The sequence below is a fragment of the Ruegeria sp. YTSC003 genome (genome assembly GCF_059609785.1).
The window spans coordinates 78,182-91,695 of the sequence record NZ_JBXWMK010000005.1 but is presented as its reverse complement, the minus strand read 5'-3'; the positions used below and the strand labels follow the sequence as shown (position 1 = coordinate 91,695).

Sequence of the window (13,514 nt, the reverse complement as noted above, 5' to 3'; positions counted from 1 at the left end):
TGATCACCCCTTCTCAGCCAGCCGCAACTGCGGTTTTTGCCCTGTCCCGATACCGCTCCACTGCCGCCACGTCGCTTTCGGCCTCGAGCATCAGCATGAGCGAATGCAGCTGCTCCAGGTCACGCAGTTCGACATTGATCAGCAAGCGGTAAAAATCCGGTTTGCGGTCGACGAATTCGAGGTTCGAGATATTGGCCTTTTTCTCGCCGATCAACGTGCAAATGCGTCCCAGAACACCGGCATCGTTGCCAATGGTCATATCCAGCGTCGCACCATAGACAGCCGGGTGCGTTCCCGAGTGCCAGTGCAAATCGACCCAGCGATCAGGTTCGCTTTCGAATTCGGATAGGCGGTCGCAGTCGATCGCATGCACGACAACACCTTTGCCGCGATAGGTTATGCCGACGATGCGTTCGCCCGGCAAAGGCTGGCAACAGGGGGCGCGGTCGAATTTTTGGCCGGGCTCAAGGCCGATCACCGCGCGGCGCGGAGAAATGGCATCACCGTCATCCTGGGTCAGTTCAGGGTAAACGGCGCTGACCACATCATGCGCCGTCAGCTCGGCGCTGCCGAGACGCGCTAACAATTCGTGACGATCCTTCAGGCGCAGGTGTTTCGCCGCGGTATCAAGCGCCTTGTCGGTTGCCTTTCGACCGACATGTTCGAAACCGGAACGCGCAAGTTCCTTGCCCAGCTTGATGAACCGCTCGCGGTCGACCTCGCGCAGCGCACGCCGAATGGCGGTCCGGGCCTTGCCGGTCACCGCAATCTCAAGCCACGTTACCTGAGGCGTCTGGCCGTCAGCGGTAATTACATCCACCGACTGACCATTCTTGATCCGCGTCCACAGTGGCACACGGATGCCGTCCACCTTGGCGCCAACACAGGCATGTCCAATGCGCGTATGGATCGCATAGGCGAAATCAATCGGCGTAGCCCCGCGCGGCAGCTTGACAACATCGCCCTTGGGCGTGAAGCAAAACACCTGGTCCGAGTACATTTCCAGTTTGACCGCTTCGAGGAAATCTTCGTGATCTTCCTCACTGTCGAACTGTTCAGTCAGGTTCGCAATCCACTTGGCCGGATCAACGGCAAATGGGTTTTCCGAGCGGACACCGTCGCGGTACGACCAATGCGCTGCAACGCCGGTTTCTGCCACATCATGCATCTGACGGGTGCGGATCTGAACCTCGACCCGTTTCCCGTCGCGACCGGAAACTGTTGTGTGGATCGAGCGATAACCGTTCGATTTCGGCTGCGAAATATAATCCTTGAACCGACCCGGCACCGCGCGCCAGCGCTGGTGGATCGCACCTAGCGTCCGGTAACAATCTTCCTCGGACCGGGTAATGATGCGAAAGCCGTAGATGTCGGACAGGCGCGAAAAGCCCTGATCCTTTTCCTGCATCTTACGCCAGATCGAATAAGGCTTTTTGGCGCGACCAAACACTTCGGCTTCGATGCCCGCCTTTTCCAGCTCGTGCCGCATGTCGCCGGTGATCCGGTGAATCACGTCGCCGGTTTCACGTTGCAAGGTGATAAAGCGGCGAATGATCGACTGGCGACCTTCGGAATTCAGAACGCGGAAAGCAAGATCCTCAAGCTCTTCGCGCATCCACTGCATACCCATGCGACCCGCGAGCGGCGCATAAATATCCATCGTCTCGCGTGCCTTCTGCACCTGCTTTTCCGGACGCATTGCCTTGATCGTGCGCATGTTGTGCAGACGGTCAGCGAGCTTGACCAGAATAACCCGCAGATCCTTGGACATGGCCATGAACAGCTTACGGAAGTTCTCGGCCTGTTTGGTTTCGCGGCTGGACAGTTGCAGGTTGGTCAGTTTGGTGACGCCGTCGACCAGCTTGGCAACCTCTTCCCCGAACAGTTCGGACACTTTGCCAAAATTGGCTTTGGTGTCTTCGATCGTGTCATGCAGCAACGCTGTAATGATCGTCGCATCATCCAGGCGCTGTTCGGTCAGGATGGCGGCCACGGCAACGGGATGTGTGAAATAGGGTTCGCCTGAATGGCGGAACTGACCGTCATGCATCTGCTTTCCGAACTCATATGCCCGGGCGATGCGGTCAGCATTTGTCTTGGGGTTGTAGTTGCGGACCAGCGCAATCAGGTCGTCTGCAGAAATCATCCGGTCCGCACCTTCATCTTTGGGGCTTACCCCTGGCCTTGAGCCTCCATCAGAGCGCGCAGCAGCTTCTCTTCCGACATATCGTCATCGGCAGGTTTGTCCGATTCCGCACCCATCAGCAGAGCCATCTGATCTTCTTCCGGCTCATCGACCTCAATCTGGGTCTGGTTGGCCTCGATCAGGCGCTCGCGCAGTTCATCCGCGCTTTGAGTTTCGTCCGCAATCTCGCGCAGCGACACGACGGGATTCTTGTCATTGTCACGGTCGACGGTGATCGGGCCGCCGGCAGAAATCTCGCGCGCACGATGGGCGGCAAGCATCACCAGTTCAAACCGGTTAGGAACCTTGTCTACGCAATCTTCAACCGTCACGCGGGCCATGGGGCGCTCTCCGTTACTGAATCCATGTCAGGAAGAGGTTTATCTAAGGGCGAATCCCCGCCTTGACAAGCAAGAAATGCTGCAAATGCACCGTTCACACAGCCGTGACTGCCGCAATATCCGACGCGGGCAGGTCTGCCAGCATTTCGGTTACCGTCCGGCCCAGCACAGGATGCCGCCAATCCGGGGCGACGTCCGCCATCGGAACAAGGACGAAAGCACGATCCTGCAGGCGCGGATGTGGAATAATCAGCCGGTCCGGCGCCTTTTGCGTCTGCTCCTGTGCTGGCAGGGTCAGCCAGCTGTCAAATTCGGTGCGATCTGGCAGAACCAGATCATCATAGCAGACCAGATCCAGATCCAGCGTTCGCATACCCCATCGCTGCACCCTTTCGCGCCCAAACTGATGCTCAATCTGGTGAAGCAGGTGCAACAAATCGGTCGGTGTCCTGTCCGTTTCGATCAAAGCAGCCGCATTGACGTAGTCAGGCCCGGCACCTGCCGGGAAGCACGGGGTCTCAAAAAAACGGCTGACGGCACGAATCACCACCCCATGACGCAAGATCGCGTCAAGGGCGCTTTGAAGTGTCACCTTGGGGCCAATACCTCTCAATTTGAGATTTGCGCCCAGCGCGATAACCGCTTTTGACATAGATTTGTACGTTCCATTCACTATATTCGGCGAATTGCATACTTGCGATACGACCGAAATGGCCTAATTATAGAAGATCAGCGCGCCGCCTATTTTTCAAACACCCACTCACGTAACACCACGGCGCTTTGTATTGTACCGGAAGGACCTATTTATGTTCTATAAAGACGAACGGCTAGCGCTGTTCATCGACGGCTCGAATCTTTATGCAGCCGCAAAAGCACTGGGGTTTGACATCGACTACAAATTGCTGCGCCAGGAGTTTATGCGCCGCGGCAAGATGCTTCGGGCTTTTTACTATACGGCGCTATTGGAAAACGACGAGTATTCCCCGATCCGCCCCTTGGTTGACTGGCTGCATTACAACGGCTTCACCATGGTGACAAAACCGGCGAAGGAATACACCGACAGCATGGGGCGTCGGAAAGTCAAAGGTAACATGGACATCGAACTGACAGTCGACGCTATGGAACTGGCACCACGTGTCGATCATATTGTGCTGTTTTCGGGCGATGGGGATTTTCGCCCGTTGATTGCCAGCCTGCAGCGTCAGGGCGTGCGCGTTTCGGTGGTTTCGACCATCCGCAGCCAGCCGCCGATGATCTCGGACGAGTTGCGCCGCCAGGCCGACAACTTCATCGAGCTTGAGGACCTGCGCGACGTGATCGGGCGGCCTCCGCGTGAAATGCCCATGGAGCCACGCAGCGTTGCTGCGGGTGGACAGTAAGACCGGGCCACTCACCAAACCCGGGGGAAGAAATTAGCGCGGTCAGGCTGTACCAACCTGACCGCGCTTCTTTAACTAAAAGCAGGTACTGAAACACCTGCTGGCTAGCAGTGATTCATGTCATATCAATGACAATGTCCTGTCTGGACCATAGCCGGGAAAAGACTTACCTGTGGCCTATGGAGACCAAGACATGACCAAGCCGCCCCTTACCCTATACCTCGCCGCGCCGCGCGGGTTCTGCGCCGGTGTCGACCGGGCGATCAAGATCGTTGAAATGGCGCTGCAGAAATGGGGTGCTCCGGTGTATGTGCGGCATGAAATTGTGCACAACAAATTCGTCGTAGATGGTCTGCGCGCCAAGGGGGCCGTTTTTGTCGAAGAGCTGGACGAGTGTCCTAACGACCGACCCGTTATTTTTTCAGCGCATGGCGTACCGAAATCCGTTCCCGCGTCGGCGGCCCAGCGCGAGATGATCTATGTCGATGCCACCTGCCCGCTGGTCTCCAAGGTTCATGTGGAGGCTCAGCGCCATGCTGAGGCCGGATTGCAGATGATCATGATCGGGCACAAGGGCCATCCGGAAACCATCGGCACCATGGGCCAGTTGCCCGACGGCGAAGTGCTGCTGGTTGAAACCGTCGATGACGTGGCCTCGGTTCAGGTACGCAATCCGGAAAAGCTGGCATTTGTCACCCAGACGACGCTTTCGGTGGATGACACCAAGGATATTATCGCAGCCCTCCAAGTCCGGTTCCCGGCCATCGTTGGCCCGCATAAGGAAGACATCTGCTACGCCACCACCAACCGGCAAGAGGCCGTCAAAGCCGTGGCTCCAAAATCGGATGCCCTGCTTGTTGTCGGCGCGCCGAACTCGTCGAACTCACGCCGACTGGTCGAGGTTGCGGCCCGCGCCGGGTGCAACTATGCGCAATTGGTGCAGCGCGCCCACGATATCGACTGGCGGGCGCTGGAAGGCATCTCAACCATCGCCATTACCGCAGGCGCTTCAGCACCCGAAGTGCTGGTGAATGAGGTGATTGACGCTTTCGACACCCACTATGACGTGACGGTTGAACTGGTCGAAACCGCCGTCGAAAATGTCGAATTCAAAGTGCCCCGCGTCCTGAGGCAAACCGCATGAGAGGCGTCCCCAGGGCGCCGTTGGTTCTGGCGCTGGCGGGGTTGATCCCGTTCATTTGGGGCGCGCTGACCTCCTTGAACGGCGATTTGCAGGATTGGGGCAGGCAAGAGCTTGGGTCGCGGTTCGTCGGACCGTATATTCAACTGTTCTACGGCTCTGTGATTTTAAGTTTTATGTCCGGTGTTCTGTGGGGGTTCGCCACCAAGACCTCGGGCAGTAAGGCAGCGACATGCTATGTGCTGTCAGTCCTCCCGGCGCTTTGGGCGTTTTTCATGACCGGCGGTGGACCTGTTGAGGCGGGCATCAACCTAATGTACGGCTTCGCCGGTTTGCTGATGTTGGATGCGATATTTGCATATTGGCGGCTGACCCCAACATGGTGGCTGAGGCTGCGCGTTCTGCTGACAGCCATCGTCCTGATATGCCTTGCCGTAGGAGTGTACCTGTGACCGACCGTCAGACAATTGACGCCTACACCACGCGTGTTGCCGAGTACCTGAGCGTCCCATTGCCGCCCGAACAGATCGAGGCCCGCATGGCCTTTGCCGAAGCGGTTGCGCCGGGCGGCTATGTGCTTGACCTCGGCTCAGGCCCCGGGGCGGACAGTATGTTCTTCATGCGTGAGGGGCTGCGGGTTCGGGCATTGGATGCGACGCCGGCCTTTGTGGAACACGCCCGCGAAAATGGCGTAGATGCGCATGTCGGTACATTTGACGATGTGACCGAAACGGCCACGTTTGACGGCATCTATGCCAGCTTTTCGCTGCTACATGCGCCGCGCAAGGATTTCCCGCGCCATTTGGCGGCCATCCACCGGGCACTCAAGCCTGAGGGTATCTTTTTCCTTGGTCTGAAACTGGGAACCGGTGAACACCGCGACGACATTGATCGCTATTACACCTATTTCTCACAGACCGAGATCGAAGAGGCTCTGGCGAAGGCGGGGTTCACAATTGACCGGATCACAACTGGCGTGGGCAAAGGCCTGGCTGGATCTTATGACGGTTTTATTCTGGTGATCGCCCATGCCTGAGTTGTTTGCCTATACCGATGGTGCCTGTTCGGGCAATCCTGGTCCCGGGGGCTGGGGTGTGTTGATGCGCGCAATGGATGGCGAGAAAGTCCTGAAAGAACGCGAGCTGAACGGCGGCGAAGCTGAGACCACCAACAATCGTATGGAATTGCTGGCCGCGATCAGCGCGCTGGAAACCCTGGAGCGGGCCTCGAAGATCACTGTGGTGACCGACAGCGCCTATGTAAAAAATGGCGTGACCGGCTGGATTTTCGGCTGGAAACGCAACGGCTGGAAGACCTCGAACAAGAAACCGGTCAAGAATGTCGATCTGTGGCAGCGACTGGATGAGGCACAGGCCCGCCATGACGTGACCTGGGAATGGGTCAAAGGCCATGCTGGCCATCCCGAAAACGAAAAAGCCGACGAGCTGGCCCGCGCGGGCATGGCCCCGTTCAAACCAAAAAAGGCGCAAACGTGAGCGGTCTGGCACTGCTCGACTATGCCTCAGTTCTGGTTTTTGCCCTGACAGGCGCATTGGTGGCCAGCCGGGCACAGCTGGATTTGGTAGGCTTCGCCTTTATGGCCTGCCTGACTGCTGTGGGCGGCGGAACCGTCCGCGACCTGCTGCTGGACCGGCATCCGGTATTCTGGGTCGGCCAGCCAGACTATATCCTGATCGCCACAGCAGCCGCCGTGGTGGTGTTTTTCACTGCCCATTTGGTGGAAAGCCGATACAACTTGCTGGTCTGGCTGGACAGTTTCGCCCTGTCGATTGCCGCGGCAGCAGGTGCTGGCGCAGCCTTGTCTCTGAACCAATCCGGTGTCATCGTTGTGCTGATGGGCGTCACAACGGGCTGCCTTGGCGGCCTGATGCGGGACGTGGTCTGCAACGAAGTGCCACTGGTCCTGAAACAGGGTGAGCTCTACGTCTCTTGCGCGTTTGCCGGGGCTTTTGCCGCTGTGATCGCGACCCGACTTGGTTTCGACGAGTTGGCCACACTAGCCGCATGTGCGTTGATCTGCTGGGCATTGCGGGCAGGATCATTGGTGTTTGGCTGGCGGCTTCCGGTTTACAAGGCGCGCCCGCCGCGGCAATAAATGGGTGCAAAATGTTCGATCTGCATTTCCTGTGCCACAGAAGTGAGAACTGAAATGAAATTCACTTTCCCCATTTTTGTCGCCTCACTGGCTCTTCTGGGTGCGTGTGCGGAGCGATACGACGCGGTCAGCTTCGTTGTACAGGGCGACGAAATCGTTGCTTCGGGGGCTATTGATCACACGACACTCAGCGCTTTTGAAGAAATCACTGCGGCCAATCCCGAGATCAAGACACTTGTACTGCAGAACATCGAAGGCTCGGTCGATGATGATGCAAATGTCGTTTTCAGCCGCGTTGTTCGGGACGAAGGGTTCGATACTGTGGTGCCCTCAAACGGCTTGGTCGCCTCTGGTGGCACCGATCTGTTCCTGGCAGGCAATCGTCGCACTCTGGAACCTGGCGCATGTGTCGGGGTTCATAGCTGGGGCGGCGGCGGATATGTGGCTGCCAACCTGCCCGAAAACCACCCCGAGCACGATCGCTATCTCGACTATTTCAATGACATTGGTGTCGACCCGGCCTTTTATTGGTTCACGCTTGATGCAGCGTCCGAGGACGAAATGCACTGGATGTCAGCAGAGGAAGCCAATCGCTTCAAAATGGCGACGCGCAATTCGAAATCGTTGGGATCAACAGTGATTTGCGACGAGCGGTAGCCCCGCTCAACGCCGCAGATAGGTCTGCCATATCCAGATTACCAGCAGCGCGCCCAGAATCGCGCCTACAAATCCGGACAACCACCCTGCCACGGTGATCAAGGCCCGCAACAGAAATCCGCCAACCAGTGCACCAACGATGCCAATCAACATGGTTGTGGGGATGTTGGCCTCGATCCGCATTAAACGGGTGGCCAGGAACCCTGCGGCGGCTCCGATGACGATCAGGGCGATGACAGGCATGTCACTTCCTCCAATGGGTCGGCACGATGATCAGCGCGCCGACGGATGACACAATAGCGTTCAATCCCGGGGACCCAAAAGCAAGGTTAAACCCGAACATCCTGCCAAACATGATCTGAGCAAAGAAAAACAGAAAGGCACCGCCGATACAAATGATGATAGATTGCAGATAGCCGTTTCGGGTAAACCCGGTTTTTTCCGCAAGGCTTCCAACGACGGCTGCAATCAACACCGTCCCCATCAAAGTCATGTACAAGTCTGTTATTCCTTCTAAATCCGACTTCCCTTGGCCACAGGCCAGCCCCGCAGAAAGGTTTCCTTATCCTGTGCGCCTTTGCCCGCCCGTTGCAGGCGCAACAGATCAACGGCACCCTCGCCGCAAGCTACTGTCAAGGCATCGTCCAGAGCTTCGCCGGGTACGCCCTGCCCCTCGGCCAGACGCGACGCCAGTAGTTTCACGCGGTCTCCGTCAATCTCGGTCCAGGCACCTGGGAACGGGGACAGACCGCGGATCTGCCGGTCCACCTCTGCTGCGGGCCGCGACCAGTCAATCCGTGCCTCTGATTTGTCGATCTTGGCGGCATAGGTCACACCGACCTCGGGCTGCGGCTCGGGCGTCAGATTCGGCAGGTCATGCAAAGCCCCAACGATCAGTTTGGAGCCCATTATCGACAGCCGGTCATGCAACTGGTCGGTGGTTTCCTCGATCCCGATATCGGTTGCTTCGCGCATAAGAACCGGGCCTGTGTCCAGACCGGCCTCCATCTGCATGATGCAGATACCGGTTTGCGCATCGCCGGACATGATGGCGCGATGGATCGGGGCCGCCCCGCGCCAGCGCGGCAACAGGCTGGCATGGATATTCAGACATCCCTGGGCAGGCGCGTCCAGAATGGGCTGCGGTAGGATCAGGCCATAAGCGACCACCACAGCCACATCTGCGTTCAGTGCAGCAAAGGCATCCTGTTCATCTGACGATTTCAGAGACACCGGATGGCGGACAGTCAGGCCTAACGCTTCGGCCCGTGCGTGAACCGGTGTCGGTCGATCCTTTTTGCCCCGACCAGCCGGGCGCGGGGGCTGGCAATATACGGCGACGATATCATGACCCGCCTCAACCAGCGCATCCAGCACAGGAACCGAAAAGTCGGGTGTACCCATGAAAGTGACGCGCATCTCTACCCCTGCTTTTTGGCTTTGCGCAGCAGCATGTCCCGTTTGACCTTGCTGAGCCGGTCGAAATACATCTTCCCGTTCAGATGATCGATCTGGTGCTGTACGCTTGTGGCCTCGATCCCGACAAAGTCGCGGCGATCCACCATGCCCTGTTCGTTCAGAAACTTGACCGTCACCGCGCGCGGGCGTTTCACCTTGGCCGAGACACCGGGCAGGTTCGGGCTGGCCTCATCATGTTCGCGCAATTCGATTGAGCTGTGCAGGATTTCTGGGTTCGCCAAACGCACAGCCTTACCGCGTTCGACCGAGCCGTCCACCACAGCCAGCCGCAACATGACACCGATCTGCGGCGCGGCAAGGCCAACACCGGGCATAGCTTCCATCGTGTCGATCATGTCGTCCCAGATGGCTCGGATTTCATCGGTGATCTCGGCGACGTCCTCCGCCTTGGTGCGCAGGCGTTTATCGGGCCATGGCAGGCAGGTGCGAGCGGTCATGCGCGGGCCTGCTCGCGCTTTAGTTTTTGCATCTTCCGCGTGATCATCTGCCGTTTCAGCGGCTTGAGATAGTCGATGAACAGCTTGCCGTTCAAATGGTCGATCTCATGCTGAACACAGGTCGCCCACAGGCCGTCGAATGTTTCCTGTTGCAAGTTCCCATCCTGGTCAATCCACGTGACATCAACCACTTTGGGGCGCGTGACTTCGGCGAATTGCTCGGGGATCGACAAGCAGCCTTCTTCGTAGACATTGGTCTCATCGGACGAGGCGATAACCTCGGGATTGAACATGATCAACGGACGCGGGGCTTCGCCCTCTTCCTTAATGCAGTCCAACACGATCAACCGATCCAGCACGCCGATCTGAGGCGCGGCCAGACCAACGCCAGGCGCGTCATACATCGTCTCCAGCATGTCGTCTGCCAGCTTGCGCAGCTCGTCGCTGATATCTGCCACAGGCGCGCAGACCTTTTTCAGGCGGGGGTCGGGATGGATCAGGATATTACGTTTCATGGGGTTGATTTAGGCCATCCCGCACTGCACCGCAACGCCCCCCTTGCACCCGCTGGAATTGTAGCTAGCTTTCGTCCGGACAGATGGAGCAGACATGACTTTCAACGACCTGATCGACCGCCGGGGAACCAACAGTTCAAAATGGGATAAGATGGAGCAAATCTACGGTGTGCCCCCGCAGGACGGGCTGGCCATGTGGACGGCAGATTCCGATTACCCAACAGCGCCTTGCGTAATTGATGCGGTTCGAAAAACGGCTGTCCATGGGGTCTTTGGGTATTCGTGGATTCACCCGGAATATCTGGCATCGATTCAGTGGTGGATGAAGAACCGCCATAGTTGGGACATCGACACCGATTGGGTGCTGACTTCACAGGGGTTAGGCAATGCGATCGCCCTGTCTCTGGATGTCTGGAGCGAACCCGGCGACGGCGTCGTCATCTTCAGCCCCGTCTACCATGAGTTTGCCCACAAGGTGAACAAATCGGGACGTCGCGTTGTCGAGTGCCCGCTAGTTCGCCAAGGCGAAACCTATGGCCTGGATCTGGACGACGCTCAGTCGCGTCTGGACGGGTCGGAAAAGCTGTTGCTGTGGTGCTCGCCGCAAAACCCCTCGGGCCGGGTGTGGACACCGGATGAACTGCGTGCCGTGGCCGCATTCGCCGAACGTAATGGGTTGATTTTGGTCTCGGATGAGATCCACCACGATCTGGTTTATCCTGGCAATACGTTCGTGCCGATGGATGTGGCTGCGCTGGATGCGCGGCCGTGGACCGTGACCCTGACTGCGGCGTCCAAGACATTTAACATCGCCGGTCAACGCACCGGTAACATGATCATTCCGGACCCCAAACTGCGCGCGGCCATGCGGCACCGCATTCAGACGCTGGACTATGACCCCAGCGCGTTGGGCGTGGCGATGATAACTGCCGCCTATTCGCCCGAGGGTGCGGCATGGGTTGACGAACAGGTCGCGCATCTGGCGGGCAACTGCCAGGTCTTTGACGCAGCAATCGCCGAGATTCCTGGTCTGAGGTCCATGCCGTTGCAGGCTACTTATCTGGCTTGGGTAGAATTCTCAGGAACCGGCATGACCCATGAAGAGTTTGTCCGCCGCCTGCGCGAAGATGCCAAAATCGCAACGTCCTCAGGCCCCGGTTTCGGCGCAGGGGGTGAGACCTTCGAACGGTTCAACCTGGCTACTCAGCGTGCGCGGGTCGAAGAGGCATGCGAACGGCTAAAGCATGCATTTGCTGATTTGCAGTGAACGAGGCGGCCAACGGCAATGTCGTTGGCCTTGCCCTCAATCCTTGTGCCCAAGCAACGCAATCGGCGCGTCCGGCGCGCGGTAGAAATCCAGCGGAGCCTTGTCGGCAGCGGCCGTGCTGCGCTTGAATTCGTATCGCATTTCGCCTGCTTCATCCTCATCCGCGATGATCAGACATTGGTACAGGTGGTTGGCGCCATCATAGATGTCGACGAGCCCGCGCAGTCGCGGCGTGGTTTCAGCTTCAACCGTAAAGCCGTCTTTCCACAATCGAAGAATTTTATAGGAATTGTCGCCAATTTCGACACGCAGGCGGCTGGTTTTCTTCAAACCGGCGATTCGGGCCGCATCCAATTCGGCAGTAATTTCCTTTGAAATATACGTACTCATAAAAATTTCCCCCAACAGAGTAGTCTATTGTGAGGCGCAAATTGTAAAAATCCAGTGAACCCGGTCACAGTCAGCGCCGAGAAATCAATTTGTTGCACAGAAATCCCAATCCATCCTGTGCGTATGCGCAGGAAGGATGCGCGCGCCCTCGCATAGGAACGGCACTTGCGACCGCCTATGTTTGGCGAAATCGCTTTTCGGAGGGCATGAGATGGGCCTGTTGGTCGACGGTAAATGGCACGACACTTGGTATGACACCAAATCCACTGGCGGCGCGTTCAAACGCAGCGCCGCGCAGTTTCGCAATTGGCTGACGGCAGATGGCAGCGCCGGACCATCGGGCAAGGGCGGGTTTAACGCTGAATCCGGGCGCTATCATCTTTACGTAAGCCATGCCTGCCCCTGGGCACACCGAACTCTGATCTTCCGGGAACTGAAGGGTTTGACCAGTCACATCTCTGTTTCTGTTGTGCATTCCGACATGCTGGATAAGGGCTGGACCTTTGAGACTGATGGCAATGGGGCAACCGGGGACACTCTCTATGGTCTGGACTTTGCCCACCAGATTTACACCAAGGCCGACACTTCTTATTCGGGCCGGGTCACAGTGCCGATCCTGTGGGACAAGAAACAGCAGACGATCGTTTCGAACGAAAGCTCGGAAATCATCCGCATGTTCAACTCGGCCTTTGACGGGATCACCGGCAACACCGACGATTACTGGCCCGAAGCGATGCGCGATGAGATCGAAGAGGTGAATGCGCGCATCTATTCCAACGTCAACAACGGCGTCTACAAATCCGGCTTTGCCACGAGCCAACAGGCCTATGACACCGCCGTGGACCCGCTGTTTGAAACACTGGACTGGCTGGAAGACCGTTTGACTTTAAACCGTTATCTGATGGGTGATCGCCTGACCGAGGCTGACTGGCGGTTGTTCACGACGCTGATCCGGTTCGATCCCGTCTATCATCTGCATTTCAAATGCAATCGGCGGCGGCTGATCGATTATCCGAATCTTTGGGCTTATACGCGCGAGTTGTATCAATGGCCGGGCGTCGCTTCGACGGTGAACATGCACCACATCGTGCGCCACTATCACTATAGCCACGAAAGCATCAACCCGCATCGGATCATCCCGACCAACCCGGTTTTGGACTACATGGAACCGCACGGGCGCGGTCAGCGGCCCGCCGCGTAATGCTCGACCATCGCCGCCAGATCTTCTGGCGGCGTGCCGCTTTGCACATAAGCGCACGCGTTTGGGCTGTGTGCAAAGATCGATCCGTCTGAAAAAAAGGTGGTGTTGGTGACAAAGATCACCCGCGCCTCGGGGCGGCGATAGCTGGCGAAATCAGCCACTGCCAACGCGCTGCCATTTTCCAGCACCAGATCCAGCACGATGATATCGAAATCCGTGCCGTACAGCGCAAGGATCGCAGCCTCTTGCCCGGCAACAAGCGTCACTTCGGCGCCTTGCCGTTCCAGATGTCTTTTCCAGACCCGACCAAGGTCGGGGTTACTCTCAACAATCAGTACATTCATTTGCAACAACCTCGGCACTTGGTAGAGTGTGCGGTGCCGACCCCCGTGGTTTGTGATCACGC

At 57.6% G+C, this 13,514-nt stretch carries 19 protein-coding genes; 9 read left to right on the top strand and 10 right to left on the bottom strand.

The annotated features are described in order from the left end of the window. Positions 1-13: 13 nt before the first annotated feature. From AC2FFH_RS11410 to folK, 3 genes are all read right to left on the bottom strand, one after another. Positions 14-2,146 carry a RelA/SpoT family protein gene (locus AC2FFH_RS11410; RefSeq protein ID WP_496844437.1) on the bottom strand — a complete coding sequence of 711 codons (2,133 nt, stop codon included), beginning with the start codon at positions 2,144-2,146 and terminating at the stop codon, positions 14-16. Positions 2,147-2,172: 26 nt separating this feature from the next. Beyond that, complete coding sequence (gene rpoZ / locus AC2FFH_RS11405) at positions 2,173-2,526, bottom strand: DNA-directed RNA polymerase subunit omega (RefSeq protein ID WP_010437681.1); 354 nt, start codon at positions 2,524-2,526, stop codon at positions 2,173-2,175. A 94-nt stretch (positions 2,527-2,620) separates the two neighbouring features. Beyond that, on the bottom strand, positions 2,621-3,178 hold the full coding sequence (gene folK / locus AC2FFH_RS11400; protein WP_496740284.1) for a 2-amino-4-hydroxy-6-hydroxymethyldihydropteridine diphosphokinase: 558 nt from the start codon (positions 3,176-3,178) through the stop codon (positions 2,621-2,623). 154 nt (positions 3,179-3,332) lie between these two features. Here folK and AC2FFH_RS11395 point away from each other — a divergent pair, with 154 nt between their 5' ends. From AC2FFH_RS11395 to AC2FFH_RS11365, 7 genes are all read left to right on the top strand, one after another. Then, complete coding sequence (locus AC2FFH_RS11395; protein WP_058278950.1) at positions 3,333-3,905, top strand: LabA-like NYN domain-containing protein; 573 nt, start codon at positions 3,333-3,335, stop codon at positions 3,903-3,905. A 193-nt stretch (positions 3,906-4,098) separates the two neighbouring features. After that, the gene (gene ispH / locus AC2FFH_RS11390) at positions 4,099-5,049 is read left to right on the top strand and encodes a 4-hydroxy-3-methylbut-2-enyl diphosphate reductase (RefSeq protein ID WP_496723282.1); all 951 of its coding nucleotides are present in this window, start codon (positions 4,099-4,101) and stop codon (positions 5,047-5,049) included. Then, a complete protein-coding gene (locus AC2FFH_RS11385) occupies positions 5,046-5,498 on the top strand; it encodes a DUF3429 domain-containing protein (RefSeq protein ID WP_496723284.1) in 453 nt (150 codons plus the stop codon). Before ispH ends, AC2FFH_RS11385 begins: the two co-directional genes overlap by 4 nt. Further along, the gene (locus tag AC2FFH_RS11380; protein WP_496844435.1) at positions 5,495-6,082 is read left to right on the top strand and encodes a class I SAM-dependent methyltransferase; all 588 of its coding nucleotides are present in this window, start codon (positions 5,495-5,497) and stop codon (positions 6,080-6,082) included. The genes AC2FFH_RS11385 and AC2FFH_RS11380 overlap by 4 nt, the downstream gene beginning before the upstream one ends. Beyond that, the gene (rnhA, locus tag AC2FFH_RS11375; protein ID WP_108861286.1) at positions 6,075-6,542 is read left to right on the top strand and encodes a ribonuclease HI; all 468 of its coding nucleotides are present in this window, start codon (positions 6,075-6,077) and stop codon (positions 6,540-6,542) included. Before AC2FFH_RS11380 ends, rnhA begins: the two co-directional genes overlap by 8 nt. Continuing rightward, on the top strand, positions 6,539-7,162 hold the full coding sequence (locus AC2FFH_RS11370) for a trimeric intracellular cation channel family protein (protein WP_058273289.1): 624 nt from the start codon (positions 6,539-6,541) through the stop codon (positions 7,160-7,162). The genes rnhA and AC2FFH_RS11370 overlap by 4 nt, the downstream gene beginning before the upstream one ends. 54 nt (positions 7,163-7,216) lie before the next feature. Next, complete coding sequence (locus AC2FFH_RS11365; RefSeq protein WP_496767189.1) at positions 7,217-7,819, top strand: COG3904 family protein; 603 nt, start codon at positions 7,217-7,219, stop codon at positions 7,817-7,819. Between the two features lie 6 nt (positions 7,820-7,825). Here the strand turns inward: AC2FFH_RS11365 and AC2FFH_RS11360 are convergent, their stop codons facing one another. Genes AC2FFH_RS11360 through def (AC2FFH_RS11340) form a run of 5 tightly spaced genes read right to left on the bottom strand, consistent with a single transcriptional unit; the run spans position 7,826 to position 10,250 of the window. Beyond that, positions 7,826-8,062 (bottom strand): GlsB/YeaQ/YmgE family stress response membrane protein, encoded by a 237-nt coding sequence (locus tag AC2FFH_RS11360; protein ID WP_496844434.1) that lies wholly within the window; start codon positions 8,060-8,062, stop codon positions 7,826-7,828. 1 nt (position 8,063) lies between these two features. Beyond that, positions 8,064-8,318, bottom strand: coding sequence for a hypothetical protein (locus tag AC2FFH_RS11355; protein WP_058278955.1), 255 nt, complete (start codon positions 8,316-8,318; stop codon positions 8,064-8,066). Between the two features lie 14 nt (positions 8,319-8,332). Further along, positions 8,333-9,238: a methionyl-tRNA formyltransferase gene (fmt, locus tag AC2FFH_RS11350; protein WP_496780138.1), complete on the bottom strand. Its 906-nt coding sequence runs from the start codon at positions 9,236-9,238 to the stop codon at positions 8,333-8,335. A gap of 2 nt (positions 9,239-9,240) precedes the next feature. Continuing rightward, positions 9,241-9,735 carry a peptide deformylase gene (gene def / locus AC2FFH_RS11345; protein ID WP_496780140.1) on the bottom strand — a complete coding sequence of 165 codons (495 nt, stop codon included), beginning with the start codon at positions 9,733-9,735 and terminating at the stop codon, positions 9,241-9,243. Continuing rightward, positions 9,732-10,250: a peptide deformylase gene (gene def, locus AC2FFH_RS11340; RefSeq protein ID WP_058278958.1), complete on the bottom strand. Its 519-nt coding sequence runs from the start codon at positions 10,248-10,250 to the stop codon at positions 9,732-9,734. Before def (AC2FFH_RS11340) ends, def (AC2FFH_RS11345) begins: the two co-directional genes overlap by 4 nt. Before the next feature lie 94 nt (positions 10,251-10,344). On the opposite strand from def (AC2FFH_RS11340), the gene AC2FFH_RS11335 reads away from it, so the two are divergent. Continuing rightward, on the top strand, positions 10,345-11,517 hold the full coding sequence (locus AC2FFH_RS11335) for a MalY/PatB family protein (RefSeq protein ID WP_496844432.1): 1,173 nt from the start codon (positions 10,345-10,347) through the stop codon (positions 11,515-11,517). A gap of 36 nt (positions 11,518-11,553) precedes the next feature. Here the strand turns inward: AC2FFH_RS11335 and AC2FFH_RS11330 are convergent, their stop codons facing one another. Beyond that, positions 11,554-11,907, bottom strand: coding sequence for a hypothetical protein (locus AC2FFH_RS11330; protein ID WP_496844431.1), 354 nt, complete (start codon positions 11,905-11,907; stop codon positions 11,554-11,556). A gap of 211 nt (positions 11,908-12,118) precedes the next feature. Between AC2FFH_RS11330 and AC2FFH_RS11325 the strand changes: the two genes are divergently transcribed. Further along, positions 12,119-13,108: a glutathione S-transferase family protein gene (locus tag AC2FFH_RS11325; RefSeq protein ID WP_496767197.1), complete on the top strand. Its 990-nt coding sequence runs from the start codon at positions 12,119-12,121 to the stop codon at positions 13,106-13,108. On the opposite strand, the gene AC2FFH_RS11320 is transcribed toward AC2FFH_RS11325, so the two are convergent. Beyond that, the gene (locus AC2FFH_RS11320) at positions 13,090-13,452 is read right to left on the bottom strand and encodes a response regulator transcription factor (RefSeq protein ID WP_108861296.1); all 363 of its coding nucleotides are present in this window, start codon (positions 13,450-13,452) and stop codon (positions 13,090-13,092) included. The genes AC2FFH_RS11325 and AC2FFH_RS11320 overlap by 19 nt on opposite strands. Positions 13,453-13,514 lie beyond the last annotated feature (62 nt).